The following is a 15158-nucleotide window of genomic DNA, read 5'->3' as shown; positions in this document are numbered from 1 at the left end:
ATAACATTATAATGCGTTGGGAAATAAAAATTGTTGTCTAATCGGAACTTATAGCGCCTACTCGCTTTTTGGGTTCATGTATGAGAAATAGAACTATGAGAAGTTGGGGAATAATCAATCCAAGTGCTACATAGAAGGGCAGTTGGGGAATGCCAATCGTCAGTCCTTCTATGAAGAGATAGTTACCGAGTAACATGCCGAAGCCCATCACGATGTAACCGATGAAATTTGTGAGCCCAACAACCTTGCCTCTATTTTCTGGTTGCACAAGGTCCGTTGCGAGCGCCATCACTGCGGACATCGCTAACAATTGAGCTATCCCGAATAGAATCATCGAAATCATTACTGTCAAGAAGTTGCCAGTGGCAAAAATCAATGTAGCAGCGCCAAGGGTGAGTAAACCAAGAATCAAAGGAATTTTCCTTCCAAATTTGTCGACAATCTTGCCGATTGGGATCGAAGCTACAACCATTGTCAATAAAAGCGGGATGAAGACGAGCCACCACTGCTCTATGCTTATTCCAAGTACCTTCATTGCGTAAATTTGGTTGACCACTTGCGTAAGCACCATCGCGAACATTACCAGAGTTTGAACGATAAATAACCAGAACATTGATCTCGGCACTTTCTTCATAACGCTGACGCTTTCTTTTATAGCCTTGGGGTAAGAGGAAATGAAATAGCTAAAGCGGATTGGCTCTTCGTTCGTTACTGTTTCTTTTAATCTGAGCCGCCACACCGCCGCTGTAAGATAGAGAACTGTCATTACTAGATAGATTATCCGCATACTCCACCCTAGTCCGAATTGTAGTAAAAGAAAACCTGCAATTATAGGGCCAGGAGTGTTAAATGTACCATGAATAAGCTGTATAATCGATATACCCATGCCCCTACGCTCGGGAGGAAGCGAATCTTGAACCATCGCGAACAGCGCTGGCTGATAAATTAAACAAAGGCTGCTCACAATTGTTCCTAGCAAAATAAAGTGCCATGTCGGGGCAATTGCGAATAACAACCATGATAACGCCATTCCAAACGTCATAGTTGTGATGAGCCAACGCCTTCCATATTTGTCTGCAAGGTAGCCGCCAGGAAAGGCTACGGCTGCCATTGCCAGAAAATTTGCCAGACCGATGATTCCTAGGGCCATATCTGGGCCGTGCAGAGTTTCAACGACGTAAGCTTGAAAGTTTGGGGTGGGCATTTCCATGGCGAGGTCCATTATTATCCAGCTTATTACAAGAACTCGATAGTTGCCTGTGATGAAGGAGAACTCTCGCCTAAGAACGTCGATTAGCCCCATGAATTTCACTCTTTTCTTGAATCGTGCGTGCCTGCTGATATAAATCTTGACTTAACCTCTGCATGGGCGTTGTCAGCGTAGAATTATTTTTCTACGATACTAATGATATCACCTGTGGCTGCTTTGGTGTGGGTGTTTACAGGAAATGTATAAAGAGACTTTGAGTCATCTGTTGAATCCATCGCTGCCATAGTCAAAAGATAGAAGAATGAAGCACATACGTGCTTAAAATAGGCCAAACTTGATTGCTGGTATGTCACCCTTGATTGTCATTCCCGTTGCTCCGTCTAAGATTATTTCATGGCTTTTCTTCTTGTATTCGTAAGCTACAAACCAAATTGGCGCATGAAGGTAAACAGAGTCGCCAAATCCGAAGTTGGTGTGCATCTCCATTATTTTGTCCACCTCTTGTTTGATTAAGAACTGGTGAAGGGCTTCAATTTGCTGCTTAGCCTTCTCAGCCGCCTCACTCTTCTCAACTTCACTGTTCAGAACCTTCGCAAAGCCCTCTACTTTTCGAAAGTCGTAAGGAACCTTACCTTCTAATGGAACATCGTACTCTCTAGTGGGGAAATGTGTGGCTTTTCTCGCAAGGATGAGCCAGTCGTAATGCTTTTTGATTTTGCCTTCCTTCACCACTGGCGGTGTGAGCCGTTCAAAAACGCCCTTATATGAGCTCATTGCTTCGATTTCCAAGACCCAGAAGGGAACATAAACTAAATTTTTTTCGGTTATCTTTGACTTTTTTACCAAGTCGCCTGGCTTTGTGAACCCTGCTCTCATCCACCTGTGCACCATGTCCTCAATCTGAGTTGAATTATATTTGTTTAAGAACATGGAATGTTTAAAGGTGAAGGGTCGACCTGTCTCAATTACCTGTGTAAAGCCGCAGTAACGACACGTAGTCACGATTTCTCCAGGTTTGAATTGAATTGGTGCTCCGCAATGAGCGCAACTGATATCTTGTATTATGGACATCGAAAGCCTCCAGTTTGATATGAACAGGGCTTGGATATATTCTATTTTCTGCTTGACCGTAGCGCAGTGGCGACTGCCAACACTCCGATTAACGCTAACACAAACACGACGGTATACGTCGGATTCATTCCCACTTTTATCATGTACAACGAGCCACCGAGAACTATGAAAAGCATGCCCCAGCCGAAAGTGCTGAAAGCACCTTCTTCAGGTTTGACTGCTTTAAGACCAGCAGTAACTACGGTCCAAACGCCGCTGGATAGTAGGATTAAAGGAACAATGTTTTCTACTAAAATTAATTCCAAAAGAAAAGCAGCTATCCAAACTGCAACAATTACTAGAAAAACGCCAAAGGACAGAAGTCCTAACTGAAACCTTGCCAAACAATTTCCCTCCAAAGTGCCACTAAAAACTCTATACGTCCAAGATATATATTATTTACACAAAAGGGAGAATTTGCTATGAATATCAGAAAATACAAAAGCAGCGACTTCAGCAATTTAGCCCGCCTCTATAAAGATTTTTTCAACGAGATGAGGGAATGGCAAGGTTGGGAACAACTAAAGCTTGACGAAAAAGGGGCGGTAGAAACCGCAAAAGAAAGCTTAGACAAGAATTCACGGATATTTGTGGCTGAAAATTCTGGAAAGCTCGTTGGGTTTGCGAGGGTCCAGTTTTGGGATGGGGCATATTTTATGCGAGAGGTCTTTGTTGCAAGACCCTTTAGAAGAGAAAAAGTAGGCAGTAAACTGTTAGCGAGATGCGAAGACCTTGTCCGAAAGAAGGGGGAGACATCAATATACTTGACTGTGGAGCCCAAACACTCAGTTTCGCTCAACTTCCTAGCCCACAATGGCTATGACACACTAAACATGTTGGAACTACGCAAAGACTTTGTTCACACCGACTTTCTCGAAAGACAAGGTGAGGTTGAAATTCTTGGACACAAACTACGTCTCCTCAAGAGAAAAGCGTGAATTTAGCAGGTTGCCATTCCTGGATTGTTAGAAAATGTTTATTTCTTAAAAGCACTTCTAACTTTAAAATGAGGTTAAAATCTTGGCAAGGCTAGCACAATTGAAACTTTCCATGACTATATCCATCCTTCTCGTCAGCGTAATCTTCACCGTTTTCCTAGGAGTAATTATGTACATACTGGGGCTTCATCCAATATGGGCTTTTATCGCTACCATATTCTTCCTTCTGCTACAGTATCTCATTGGACCGGCGATCGTAAGAGGCTCCACACATCTGCGCTACTTGAAATCAGGCGAAAACCCATGGCTAGAATCAACAGTGAAGGAACTAACCCAAAAAAGCGGCATTCCCATGCCCAAACTAGCAATAGTCCCAGATAAAACACCAAACGCCTTCATTTTTGGAAGAACAGCCGGCGACGCCACTCTTGCAGTGCATGAGGGGTTGCTTGAAAAACTGAATAAAGATGAAATAAAAGCAGTTATCGGTCATGAACTTGGCCACATCAAACACAAAGACTATCTAGTTATGACTATGCTTTCAGCATTACCGCTCCTTGCTTTCTGGATTGCTTGGGGAACATTTGAGGCTGGAAGATGGAGCAGCAGCGGTTCTCGCGATAAGAAGGAAGGCGGTCTTAAAGCGGCGCTTTTCATCGTCGCCTTAATATCATACATAGTCTATATCGTGACGCTTCTATGTGTGATGGGTCTAAGCAGAAAGCGCGAACACTATGCTGACGCCTACTCCGCCTACATAACTGGTCAGCCAAGGCAGCTGCAAAGTGCTCTGGCTAAAATCACCTATGGACTCTCGCTATCGCCAAAGCCGACAACTAGTGCAAGAACATTTTACATAGGCGATCCGGCTATGGCAAAGCAGGAATGTCAAGGTATAATTAAGCGAAAAGATGCGTACGACCTTGACCGTGATGGCGTCTTAGATGAGAGGGAACTGCAGCTTGCCATGGAGAAAGAAACCAAATCAACGTGGACAACCATCAACAAGTGGTTTTCAACTCATCCTCCAACCTTTAAGAGAATTCTTATGCTGCGAGAAATCGAAGATGAGATGACAACCGGACGCTATTCCAGCAGTCGCATTTACACCAACATCTAAACATGAGATGCTCACAATCTTTTTCTCTTTTTAATGGCATATTGTTGCTTCCAAACGTGGTTTGGATTATGTTGATTTTCAGGCCCTCTCCAGCGATAGCACTTGCAGGCATTGGCTTAACGGTTATTATTTCAGCCAGAGTCAAAGATTTCAGAGAGGCTAAACAAATTAGTGCGATTCTCGTAATTCTCATTCTTGTACTGGTATTTGCCCAAGTTATGGACACAATGATACTTGCACCTGTCGTGGTTGCAACACTAATAGGGCTATTTGTCGTAGGTGATTTACTAATATCCAAGATAGGTGTAAAGCTTTTCAGAAGAGAAGAAAGCTCGTCAAAACTAGCTCAATATGGTACAAAGTAAATACTGCGCACGCATATTCTCTGATCAGGTCTTCCTCAAGATTTCGTGAAAACTGATATATTTGGATGCGTGCTTTTGAGGTCTTATGAACTTATGGCGTGATGTTTCATCTGGTGACAGGCCTCCTAACTTGGTTAATGTGGTTGTGGAGGTAATAAGCGGGTCTCGAGACAAGTATATATACGATTTTGAATGGGAAGCCTTTGTGCTGGATAGAGTGTTGCACTCCTCAGTTGTCTTTCCTGTAGAATATGGTTTTATTCCTCAAACCTGGTTCGACGATAACGATCCATTGGATATTATGGTTCTAAGTTACGAGCCCCTTGAAGTCGGTTGCGTCGTCAGAACTCGATTAATCGGCGTCTTAATCATGGAAGACGAAGAAGGAGAAGACCCAAAAATCTTAGCCGTTCCCACAGGCGACCCAAGGTTTGATGGCTATAATGACCTAACAGATGTTCACCCCCATAAACTACGAGATATCCGAGAATTCTTTGAAGTTTATAAGACATTAGAGCCGAAAAAATGGGTAAGATTTAGAGAATGGCGAAATGCTGAAGAAGCGAAGAAGATTGTCAACTACGCAATCAAACTTTTTACAAAGAGGTTCTCAAAGCAAAAATGAGCTCGAAGAAGGCGCTTATTTTCTTAACCTATTTGGCCGCGCACTTAGAAGTGGAGAATTTGAAATGCGGGCGGTCCTGCATCAAATCAAGAAATTAATTGTTCCGCATGTTGCGCGAGTCATATAAAGTGTGTTTGCTCAATCGAAGAGAGATATGAAGACGACCTTTTCTTACAATAGAGAAAAGATGGCTACTTGACTTTCCCAGAAAAAGCTTAAAGAATAAGCATTCCAGATTTACAAAACGCAATGTCCCACAATTTGCGAAACAGGTTTTTTTGGATACTGTGCCTTATAGGGTTATTTGCGATTCTGAGTTCTACAATGTCAAAGAATCCTGTTCTGAAACCATTTGCAACAAGTCTAGGCACGCCAGAAGCATTATTGGGCATTGTTGCTGCGGCTTCCACGGTTCCTGGAATCCTTGTAAGCTTTCCTGCTGGTTGGCTTTCTGACGTGCTTGGGCGAAGAAAACTTTTGTTAGCGTCTGGTATTGTCTTTGCTTCTGCCCCTTTTCTATATCTCTTCGTGTTTTCTTGGTGGCAACTTGTCTTAGTGCGTTTTTACCATGGTTTTGCAACAGCCATCTTTGTTCCAGTTTCAAACGCAACAATTGCAGAATTATTCCCAGCAAAAAAAGGCGAGAAAATCTCAACATTTTCTTCCGCAACCATTCTAGGAAGAAGCATTGCCCCTCTCCTTGGAGGTTCAATTCTATTCATCACGGCCAACAACTATCACGAGTTATATATCATTGTTGGAGCAGCGGGTGTTATTTCTCTATTTACAGCCTTAATGTTTCTTAAAGAAATCGCTTCAACAAGCTCGATCAAACATTCAAAGGTAAGACAAGGGAAGAAAATTAGAGTTTTTCAAGATTGGAGCAAAATCGCAAAAAACAAGGGAATTCTAGTGGTAGGTCTCTTAGAAGCTTCTCAATACTATACTTTCGGAGCATTTGAATTCTTTTTGGTTGGGTATCTTCAAGATATTGCAACGATGAACATTTTCCTGATAGGCATAATTTTAGGAGCACAGCTTATCACAATTTCGCTCACAAAACCTTTCATGGGCAAACTATCAGACAAAACTGGAAGAAGAACGCCAATTATTGCAGGATCGTTGATCGCTAGCTTTCCATTAATTGTCATCCCTCTCACAGTTCACTTTCTCTTGCTCTTAGCGCTCTCCATAATGTATGGGCTAGGATTCTCTTTAGTAACCTCGTCAACACCAGCACTAGTATCTGAATTAACTCAAAAAGAAAGCTACGGCGCAGCCATGGGATTCCTAGCCACGATAATGGATATCGGCCAAACCATCGGACCAATTGTGTCAGGAATAATACTCGCATCAACCCTGAAATATATCGGCCTATTCGGATCCCTCGGCATAGTAATCCTCACCACTACAGGAATATTCTTTACAACTAAAACAGGCAAAACCTAGCTTCTCCTTAGACCCTAAGAAACAGCTTGCATTTAGCGTCTATTAGACGCCCATTTGGAGCCTATAGCAGGAATCCCCGTCAAAAAGTGACGCACACCGGACTGTCAGAATACAAACTCGCGGTGAAGATTATCTGGGTTGGCGAAGCACATTTAAATCTCGAAGTATATTTTACTGATTCTTCGGAGGACGGATTAGATTGAGTTCAGAAAGTGCCAAGAAAGGGCTGAAAATCATAGTTTGTCTTAAACAAGCAATAGACGTTGGCCAACTGAAGGCAGATACTTCCACACATCGATTAGTCACAGCTGGTGTGTCACGGAAAATTAGTGATTTTGACAAGAATGCGTTAGAGGAAGCTGTTCACCTTAAGGAAAAGCTTGGCGGCGAAGTCATAACAGTTACCGTGAGCGTGGAAGACGCCAAGACCTCAGTTCGTGAAGCTTTGGCGATGGGAGCTGACAAAGGATATTTCGTCAACGATGAGGCTTTGCGAGATTCTGACACATTGGCAACTTCAATTGTGTTAGCAGAAGCGATAAAGAAAATCGGTCAGTTTGACCTTGTTCTTTGCGGTGAAGCGTCTATCGACGGTTTTTCAGCTCAAGTTGGCCCGCGTCTCGCTGAGCTACTGAAAATCCCTGTGATCACGTACGCTCGTAAAATCGCTTTAGAAGGCAACGTTGTAACTGTGGAGCGTGCTCTTGAAGATCGCTATGAGACAGTAAAAGCTAAGACGCCTGCAATAGTGACGGTAACCAAAGAGATTAACGAGTCGCGGATTCCTTCACTTATGGCGATAATGAAAGCTTCTAAAAAGGAAATCATAACTTGGAAGCTTGCAGACATCAATGTTCAACCTGGAAAAGTTGGAGAAACTGGATCTGGCGTCAAGATCATGGATGTTTTGGCGCCTAAGGTAGAACGGAAAGGGGTCATGATTGAAGGAGAAAATCCTGCTGAGATTGCAGAGAAACTGGTGAAAGCGCTCATTCAGGAAGGTGTAGTAGGGAGATAGAAAGCAATGAGCGAACATAAGGGTGTTTGGGTTTTTTCTGAGAATTATGATCTGATGCTGGAACTGTTAGCCGGCGGAAACCCCCTTGCAGCTAACCTTAAGACAGAACTCGTAGCTGTGTTGCTTGGAAGCGAAGTGGGAAGCAAGGCAGAGGAGATTATTAAGTATGGTGCTGACAGAGTCTTCGTAGTTGACCACCCCCGCTTAAAAGGCTTCCAAACAGAAACATGTTTGAGCGCTCTAACAAACCTCGTTGTCAATAACAAGCCTGAGATTCTTCTCATCGGATCTACAAAGGATGGAAAGGAGCTAGCTTCCCGTCTTGCTGCAAGGCTTGAAACTGGATGCACTCCAGATTGTAGTCAACTATTCATCAACGAGGAGGGACGGCTTGTGACTAAGAGAATCGTGTACAGTGGCAACGCCATCGTCACAGCTACATATCGTAAAAAACCGCAAATAGCAACAGTACCACTTAAAACGTTCGAAAAGCTGGAGCCAAAAGAAAGGAGCGGTGAGATAGCAAATGTTGATGTTGACATTGAGGAGCCAAAGTTGGAAGTTGTGGGAGTCAACGAGATAGAAGTGGCTGACGTGAAAATTGAAGAGGCGCGCATAGCTGTCTGCGGCGGAAGAGGAATTGAAAAGAAAGAAGACTTTAAGCCACTTAAAGAGCTCGCTCAACTTCTCGGCGGTCAAGTTGGCAACACGAGACCGTTAGCTGAAGACCGAAAATGGTTCACGGGATGGGTGGGATTGTCTGGAAAGAAAATCAAGCCGACACTTTACATAGGCTGCGGCATCAGCGGCATGATTCAACACGTGGCGGGGATGCGAGACTCGCAGGTGGTTGTGGCAATTAATAAGGATCCTGAAGCAGCTATCTTTGAGGTTGCTGACTATGTTGTTGTTGGAGACCTGTACGAAATAGTGCCAGCGATAGTTGATGCATTGAAGAAAGCATTAGGTATGTAATTGCTGTTCTACTTATGTGCCATGTATTCCTTTCCCAGCAGTTCCCTCGCTATGACTACTCGTTGAATGTTTGTTGCTCCTTCAGCGCCGACGCAGTAGGACATTATACCTCTCAACCCCATCTCCACAGGACACTCTTTTGTATAGCCGTATGCGCCAAACCATAGCATGACATGTTTGCAAACATCAAAAGCGAAGTGCGGAGCCTTTAGTTTGCACGCGGAAATCATCTGTGCAACCTCAAGCGGTGTGAATCGTTTTTCTTTGTATCGCTTGTCCATCATCCAAGCAGTTCTGTAAACAAGCGACCGTAAGGCTTCTAGTTCTGCCCAGTCATCTGCCAACTCGAATTGTATGCCTTCAAACTTACCAATAGGACGCCCGAAGGCTCGCCGTTCCTTAATATACTCCATACCCAAATCTAATGCTCGTCTTGCAGCACCCAAACACACGGCACCGATTAGAATGCGGGCGCAGTCGAATCCTTCCATAGTTAAGTAAAAGCCTTTATCAACCTCGCCAATAAGGTGATGTTCTGGCAACTGCACGTTCTTCATCACAAAACCACCTGTTGAAATAGCCATTCTTCCCATGTCTTCAAAGCGTTTGTTAATTTCAACTCCAAGGGCATCCATGGGTAAGTAGAACCCAGTCATGCCTCGATGGGCTGCTCCTGGTGGTGCAGGTGAAGTTCTCGCGTTGACGAAAAAGCCTCCACCCCACTTCTTAGCCTCTTCAGTTCCGCTAATATAGGTTTTTTCACCGTTAAGAACCCATTTGTCTCCTTGCTTTTTAGCGGTGGACCGGAAGGCTGCAACGTCTGATCCGCCGCTTGCTTCTGTGGAGGCTATGCCGATGAAAGCGTCTCCTTTGATGGCTTTTCGTATGACATCTTCTCTGACTTGTCCGCTGCAGTATTTGTCAACAACGTATCCCCAAGATGATTCTACAAGCCAGAAGACAGGAATTGCGATGCTGATATCAGCATAACCCAACTCTTCAGCTGCGATACACGCCGTAACCCAATCACCACCGGTTCCACCATGCTCCTCTGGAGCAGTCATGATTAGCAAGCCAAGGTTTGCCATATCTCTTACTAATGATTGGGGGATTTCCCCTTTGGTGTCCATTTCCCTAATTTTATCTAAGGGCAGAAATTTTCTGCACCATTCCTGCAGTGCGTTGCGGAAAAGTTCTTGCTCTTCTGTAAAGCTGAAATTTACCATTTGCGCTCCCTCTTGAAGAGAAATATGCTTATGCTTGAGCATATAAGGATTGTCAGAGTGCACGCTTGAAATTTTGAGTTATTTGAATTTAGGATCCTCTGGGTTGAAACTTTGGTTTAGATGCAGCCCGAGTTTTTCTTTTTCAATTCCAAGGGCAAGTCCCAAAAGCTGAGTATAGTAAAGCACTGATAGGGAAAGCTTGCCACCTACTGTGTCCGCAGCTTCTTTCTGCTTGGCATCATACATTATATGACAATAAGGGCAGGTATCCACAAGTCCATCCACGCTACAAGCTTGAACTGCCTTCAGTTTAGAGCCAGCAAGACTCAACGCCGCATCCTTATGTGAATTCAGCAAAGCCGCCCCGCAACAATCCAGCTTCTCTGAATAATCTACGGTCTCAGCTCCAAGAGCTTTAACCAAGGCATCCAGTTTTCTCGGATTTTCCGCATTGTCCACTCGTCCGATTTCGCTCGGTCTAATAATTTGGCACCCAGGATGCACCGCGAACTTCAAGCCTTTAAGTGGCTTCTTGACGTTGGCTTTTACTGCATCGATCTTAACCTTGTCGTGGAGCAAGTCAACAACGTGCCAGATTTTAACCTTAGAGGGGTATTGAAGTCCCTCTTCTTTAAGCAATTCCTCCATCTTCCTGTGCATCTCTTCATCATCGTCTATTCGGTGCTTCGCTTCGCTCAGCATGAAGTGGCATTCGTTACAGGGCACGAGCAGGTCATCTAGGCCAGTTTGGCCTGCAAGAGCCAAGTTTCTTGCAGAAAGATACATGGCAGCAGAAATGTTGATGCTTCTCACGGGTCCTCCGCAACAAGACGCCCCTTTCAAGTCAACGAGCTCGATGTTGAAATATGGAAAAACTTGCCTAACTGACATTTCATAACCATATTGTGCTGTTGGGATTTTGCATCCCCAATAAACTGCGACTTTCATTTTTTATCCTCCAAGAACTGTCATAAAAACAGCCTTGAACTTGTCATCTGGATATTGTATTTTAGGTAGTCCAAGAGTTTCTCTGTTGAATGGTTGCATTTCCCTAGAGGTAACCGTTTGCACTTGCTGCATCAAGCCTGTTTCTAGGATTTGAGCCAACATTTTCATGTATGCTTCTGGAACCTTTGCTTCCCGTTCCACTGCTAAGTTTCTCAAGGCCATAATAGTGTCATAGGGAGATGCTTTCTGGGGGCACCTTTCTCGACATTTCAAACATGATGCACACGTCCAGATAGTGTCGGATGAAACCAGTTCTTCAATGAATCCCGAGTTTACAAGTAGCATGATCTCGTGGGGTTTCAGTTCTAACAGTTTCAGCGATGTGCATCCACTGGTACAGCGCATGCATTGGAAACATTCGTCAGGGTGAACTTTCCATAATTTACTTAAAATCTTTTTTTGCAGCTCTTTATTGGATTTCGCCATAGTCATAAGGTCAGTCAAGCTCATTATCTCTTCTCTCCTTGAACAGCAGCGGCAACCTGCGCTAAAATTTGCGCTTCTCGATAATGTTGCATGTCTATGGCGTGGGTGGGGCAGGCAGCGGAGCACGCACCACAGCCTTGACAAACTGCTTCTAGAACCTTAGCGATATTTCTCTCTTCACCATTCACGATTTTGCCTTCCATTGTAACAGCCTGATATGGACAAATTGATTCACAAATTCTGCAGCCACTGCAAAAAGTTTCCTCAACAACTGCAATCAGTGGCTCAATCTCAACTTCACCGGTTGCTAAAAGCTCTGCAGCTTTCATTGCAGCGCCACTTGCCTGCGAAACCGTGTCAGGAATATCTTTTGGACTTTGACAAGTCCCTGCTAGAAATATGCCTCTAGTTGGGGTTTCTAAAGGTCGCAGCTTAGGGTGCGCCTCCAGAAAGAAACCATCTGGACTTCGTGAAATACGTAAAATATTCTGCAGTTCAGCAAAGTCTGGCGAGGGCACGAGGCCAGAAGCGAGTACAATGAGGTCAGCCTGGATTTCGAGAAGTTTGTTTGTGCTCGACTCGTAAACGTCAAAGCGCAACAAATGGTTAGGTGAAGACTTGATTTCTGAAGGTAGTCCTTTCACAAACTTGATACCCATGTGACGAGCTCGTTCGTAAAATTCTTCATATGCTTTGCCAAACGCCCGCATGTCATTGTAGCAGATGCAAACGTCAATATCATGACCCATCTTCTCCTTAACGAGAATAGCTTGTTTCAGCGTCACCATGCAACCGATGCGGCAGCAATATTCACAGAATCTCTTATCTCTGCTTCCAACGCATTGGATAAACGCCACGCTTCTAGGTGGCTTTCCTGTTGTAAGACGTAGTATTTTGCCTCCAGTGGGTCCTGCTGCGCTGGATAGCCTTTCAAACTCTAGATTGCTGATAACGTCCTTGTAGCGTCCATACCCTAGTTCAGGTGTCAGAGAAGGATTAAAAACCTCACATCCCACAGCTACAATTATGCCCCCAACTTCAATAGTGACATGTTCCTCTTTCTGTTGATGATTAATCACGCCTGCCAACTCGCACACTTTTTCGCATTCAAGACACTCGGCACAACCCGCGCACGCAAGACACCTGCCAGCCTCTTCTCTCGCCATTTCTTCTGTAAATCCTAACTCTACTTCTTTATTGCTTACTCTTTGGTCGAGAGGGAGTAAAGGCATCGCCAGCCGATGTTTTTTCTCTATCCCTACTGTGGGAACCTCTTCAATCTTCGAAACTTTCTTTTCCATGACAGCCAGCGACTCTTCGCCTTTCAAATAATGATCAATGGAAATCGCCGCTCTTTTTCCTTGAGCTATTGCATCAACAACTGTGGCCTCTCCCATAACCGCATCTCCCCCAGCAAAAATGCCTGGCAAATTCGTTTGCAAAGTGACAGGATCAGCAGCAATAGTCTCGTATCGTGAGAGTTTCACGTTTTTTGGCAAAAGAGTGGTGTCAAGTGACTGCCCCACTGCTGGAATCACTGTGTCAACATCTATGACGAATTCTGAGCCTTCGATGGCAATTGGACGTCTTCTTCCAGTTTCGTCGGGTTTTCCCAACTTTATTTCAATACATTCTAGAGCAACAATGCGTCCTTCTTTGCCCAAGATTTTCGTTGGTGAAGCTAAGAAGTGAAGCTTGATGCCTTCCTTTGTTGCCTCCTCCACCTCGGAAGAGTGCGCCGGCATCTCCTCTCTCGATCTTCGGTACAAAATGATGACTTCTTCTGCGTGCCGTCGTAGGGCAGTTCTTGCTGCATCAATGGCAACGTTGCCTCCGCCGATTACTGCAACTTTCTGTCCAATCTCAACATGTTTCTCCAAGTTTACTTGCTTTAGAAACTCCAGAGCTGGTATCACGCCCTTTAGTTCCTCACCCTCGATTCTGAGTTTTCGGCATTCTTGAACGCCAACAGCAATGAATATTACTGCGTAGCCTTGCTGCAGAAGCGAGTCTATAGTTAAATCCTTGCCAATTGTCACATTGGTTTTGATTTCGACGCCCAAACGCTCGATTATTCGGATTTCTTCGTCGAGTATATCCTTGGGCAGCCGATACGGGGGTATGCCCACTCGTAGCATTCCACCGGGTTTTGGTGATGATTCAAAAACCGTTACTGGGTATCCCATTGTGGTTAGTTCATAAGCAGCTGTAAGTCCTGCTGGTCCAGAGCCGATTACCGCAACTTTCTCTGGGTATTTCTTAGGAATAAGCTCGGGTTTTTCCCTTTCTCGGCTTAGAACGTAGTCGGCTACAAACCGTTTTATGGCATTAATCGCCACTGGTTCATCCAATTTCCCACGTTCACACTCACTTTCACAAGGACTAAAACAAACTCGCCCACAAACCGATGGGAAAGGGATAGATCGTCTAATAAGTTCGTAAGCCTCTTTGAATTTTCCTTGACTTACGAGGGCTATGTATCCTTGAACATTGACTCCTGCGGGACACGCTGCTCTACACGGCGGAGTCCCTCTTTTATCGATTGTAAAAACGTTGGGCATTGCCTGAGGGAAAGGTCTGTATACGGCTTTTCTCATCTTTAAGCCGAGGTCAAACTCGTTAGGCACCGAAATAGGACATACCTTTTCACACTCACCACAACCAGTACATTGCTCCACATCTACGTACCTAGGCTTTTTTCGAATCGTAACCTCGTAGTTTCCAACAAACCCCGTTACGTTTTCAACTTCAGCATACGTTAACAGTTCAATGTTTGAATGCCTGCTTACTTCTGCCATTTTAGGCGTTAGGATACACGCGCTGCAGTCGAGTGTGGGAAACGTTTTGTCAAGCTGAGCCATTCTGCCCCCTATGCTTGGAGATTTCTCCACAAGATATACTTTGAACCCATCATTAGCCAAGTCGAGTGAAGCTTGGATTCCAGCAATTCCACCGCCTATGACGAGAACACTCTTCCTCGCTCTAATTTTACCCCTTTCTAGTGGTTCTAAAAGGGTTGCTCGAGCAACAGCCATTTTAATAAGTGCCTTGGCTTTTTCAGTTGCCTTTTTTGGTTCTTCGCTGTGACACCACGAGTCTTGCTCACGAATGTTGATCATCTCTAGCAGATACGGGTTTAATCCCGCCTCGCTTATTGCCTTGCGAAAAGTTTCTTCATGCATTCTCGGAGAGCAGGAAGCTACAACTACTCCATCCAACTTGTGTTTTTTAATATCTTCTTTGATCATTTTCTGTCCAGCGTCTGAACAGAGGTATGTATCGTCTCTTGCAACCTTTACGTTTGGAAGCTCTGCGGCGTACGCTGCGACTCCTTTAACATCAACTACTCCTGCTATATTCAATCCGCAGTGGCAGATATACACACCTATCTGAGCCAAGACCTAACCACCTTTTTTGACTGTAGAGTAATCTAACAGTGCCATAGAACCTTTTATTTATTACTAATATGGCAAAAAAACATCTGATAGTCTTTATAGTTGGGGTAACAAAAACTTCAAAGCAAAAATAACATTTAACAATAAGCTAAATTCTTTCCATTCCCAAGTAATAGTTTTGGCATTCAAACCCTTTTGGAACGAAGAAAGAAAAGTCGTAGAAGGTTACGCACACGCGAAATTGATGGTTGGGACACTACGATTTAGAGCTAGATTGCCCTATCTTGAAACAA

14 protein-coding genes are annotated in these 15158 nt (G+C 44.2%); 7 read left to right on the top strand and 7 right to left on the bottom strand.

Features of this window, described 5'->3' with window-relative positions; all coding sequences use genetic code 11:
• Window positions 1-37 precede the first annotated feature (37 nt).
• From KAU88_03995 to KAU88_03985, 3 genes are all read right to left on the bottom strand, one after another.
• Window positions 38-1303, bottom strand: coding sequence for an MFS transporter (locus KAU88_03995; protein MCK4477673.1), 1266 nt, complete (start codon window positions 1301-1303; stop codon window positions 38-40).
• Between the two features lie 225 nt (window positions 1304-1528).
• Window positions 1529-2281: a hypothetical protein gene (locus KAU88_03990; GenBank protein ID MCK4477672.1), complete on the bottom strand. Its 753-nt coding sequence runs from the start codon at window positions 2279-2281 to the stop codon at window positions 1529-1531.
• A gap of 41 nt (window positions 2282-2322) precedes the next feature.
• Complete coding sequence (locus tag KAU88_03985; protein MCK4477671.1) at window positions 2323-2664, bottom strand: hypothetical protein; 342 nt, start codon at window positions 2662-2664, stop codon at window positions 2323-2325.
• Between the two features lie 78 nt (window positions 2665-2742).
• On the opposite strand from KAU88_03985, the gene KAU88_03980 reads away from it, so the two are divergent.
• From KAU88_03980 to KAU88_03950, 7 genes are all read left to right on the top strand, one after another.
• Window positions 2743-3258 (top strand): GNAT family N-acetyltransferase, encoded by a 516-nt coding sequence (locus KAU88_03980; protein ID MCK4477670.1) that lies wholly within the window; start codon window positions 2743-2745, stop codon window positions 3256-3258.
• Between the two features lie 82 nt (window positions 3259-3340).
• On the top strand, window positions 3341-4378 hold the full coding sequence (locus KAU88_03975; GenBank protein MCK4477669.1) for a M48 family metalloprotease: 1038 nt from the start codon (window positions 3341-3343) through the stop codon (window positions 4376-4378).
• Between the two features lie 68 nt (window positions 4379-4446).
• On the top strand, window positions 4447-4743 hold the full coding sequence (locus tag KAU88_03970; protein ID MCK4477668.1) for a hypothetical protein: 297 nt from the start codon (window positions 4447-4449) through the stop codon (window positions 4741-4743).
• An 85-nt stretch (window positions 4744-4828) separates the two neighbouring features.
• Complete coding sequence (locus KAU88_03965; GenBank protein MCK4477667.1) at window positions 4829-5368, top strand: inorganic diphosphatase; 540 nt, start codon at window positions 4829-4831, stop codon at window positions 5366-5368.
• 324 nt (window positions 5369-5692) lie between these two features.
• Window positions 5693-6817, top strand: a complete 1125-nt coding sequence (locus KAU88_03960) for an MFS transporter (GenBank protein ID MCK4477666.1) — start codon at window positions 5693-5695, stop codon at window positions 6815-6817.
• A 199-nt stretch (window positions 6818-7016) separates the two neighbouring features.
• The gene (locus KAU88_03955) at window positions 7017-7835 is read left to right on the top strand and encodes an electron transfer flavoprotein subunit beta/FixA family protein (protein ID MCK4477665.1); all 819 of its coding nucleotides are present in this window, start codon (window positions 7017-7019) and stop codon (window positions 7833-7835) included.
• 6 nt (window positions 7836-7841) lie between these two features.
• Entirely contained in the window at window positions 7842-8810 is a 969-nt protein-coding gene (locus tag KAU88_03950; GenBank protein MCK4477664.1) for an electron transfer flavoprotein subunit alpha/FixB family protein, read from the top strand.
• An 8-nt stretch (window positions 8811-8818) separates the two neighbouring features.
• On the opposite strand, the gene KAU88_03945 is transcribed toward KAU88_03950, so the two are convergent.
• The 4 genes from KAU88_03945 to KAU88_03930 form a co-directional block, all read right to left on the bottom strand.
• A complete protein-coding gene (locus KAU88_03945; protein ID MCK4477663.1) occupies window positions 8819-10036 on the bottom strand; it encodes an acyl-CoA/acyl-ACP dehydrogenase in 1218 nt (405 codons plus the stop codon).
• Between the two features lie 78 nt (window positions 10037-10114).
• Window positions 10115-10984 carry a CoB--CoM heterodisulfide reductase iron-sulfur subunit B family protein gene (locus tag KAU88_03940; GenBank protein ID MCK4477662.1) on the bottom strand — a complete coding sequence of 290 codons (870 nt, stop codon included), beginning with the start codon at window positions 10982-10984 and terminating at the stop codon, window positions 10115-10117.
• Between the two features lie 3 nt (window positions 10985-10987).
• Window positions 10988-11494 (bottom strand): 4Fe-4S dicluster domain-containing protein, encoded by a 507-nt coding sequence (locus KAU88_03935; GenBank protein ID MCK4477661.1) that lies wholly within the window; start codon window positions 11492-11494, stop codon window positions 10988-10990.
• The gene (locus KAU88_03930) at window positions 11494-14868 is read right to left on the bottom strand and encodes an FAD-dependent oxidoreductase (GenBank protein ID MCK4477660.1); all 3375 of its coding nucleotides are present in this window, start codon (window positions 14866-14868) and stop codon (window positions 11494-11496) included. Before KAU88_03930 ends, KAU88_03935 begins: the two co-directional genes overlap by 1 nt.
• Window positions 14869-15158: the final 290 nt, after the last annotated feature.

The organism is Candidatus Bathyarchaeota archaeon (genome assembly GCA_023131225.1).
Classification (GTDB): domain Archaea; phylum Thermoproteota; class Bathyarchaeia; order Bathyarchaeales; family SOJC01; genus JAGLZW01.
This window is presented reverse-complemented; position numbering and strand designations above follow the sequence as displayed.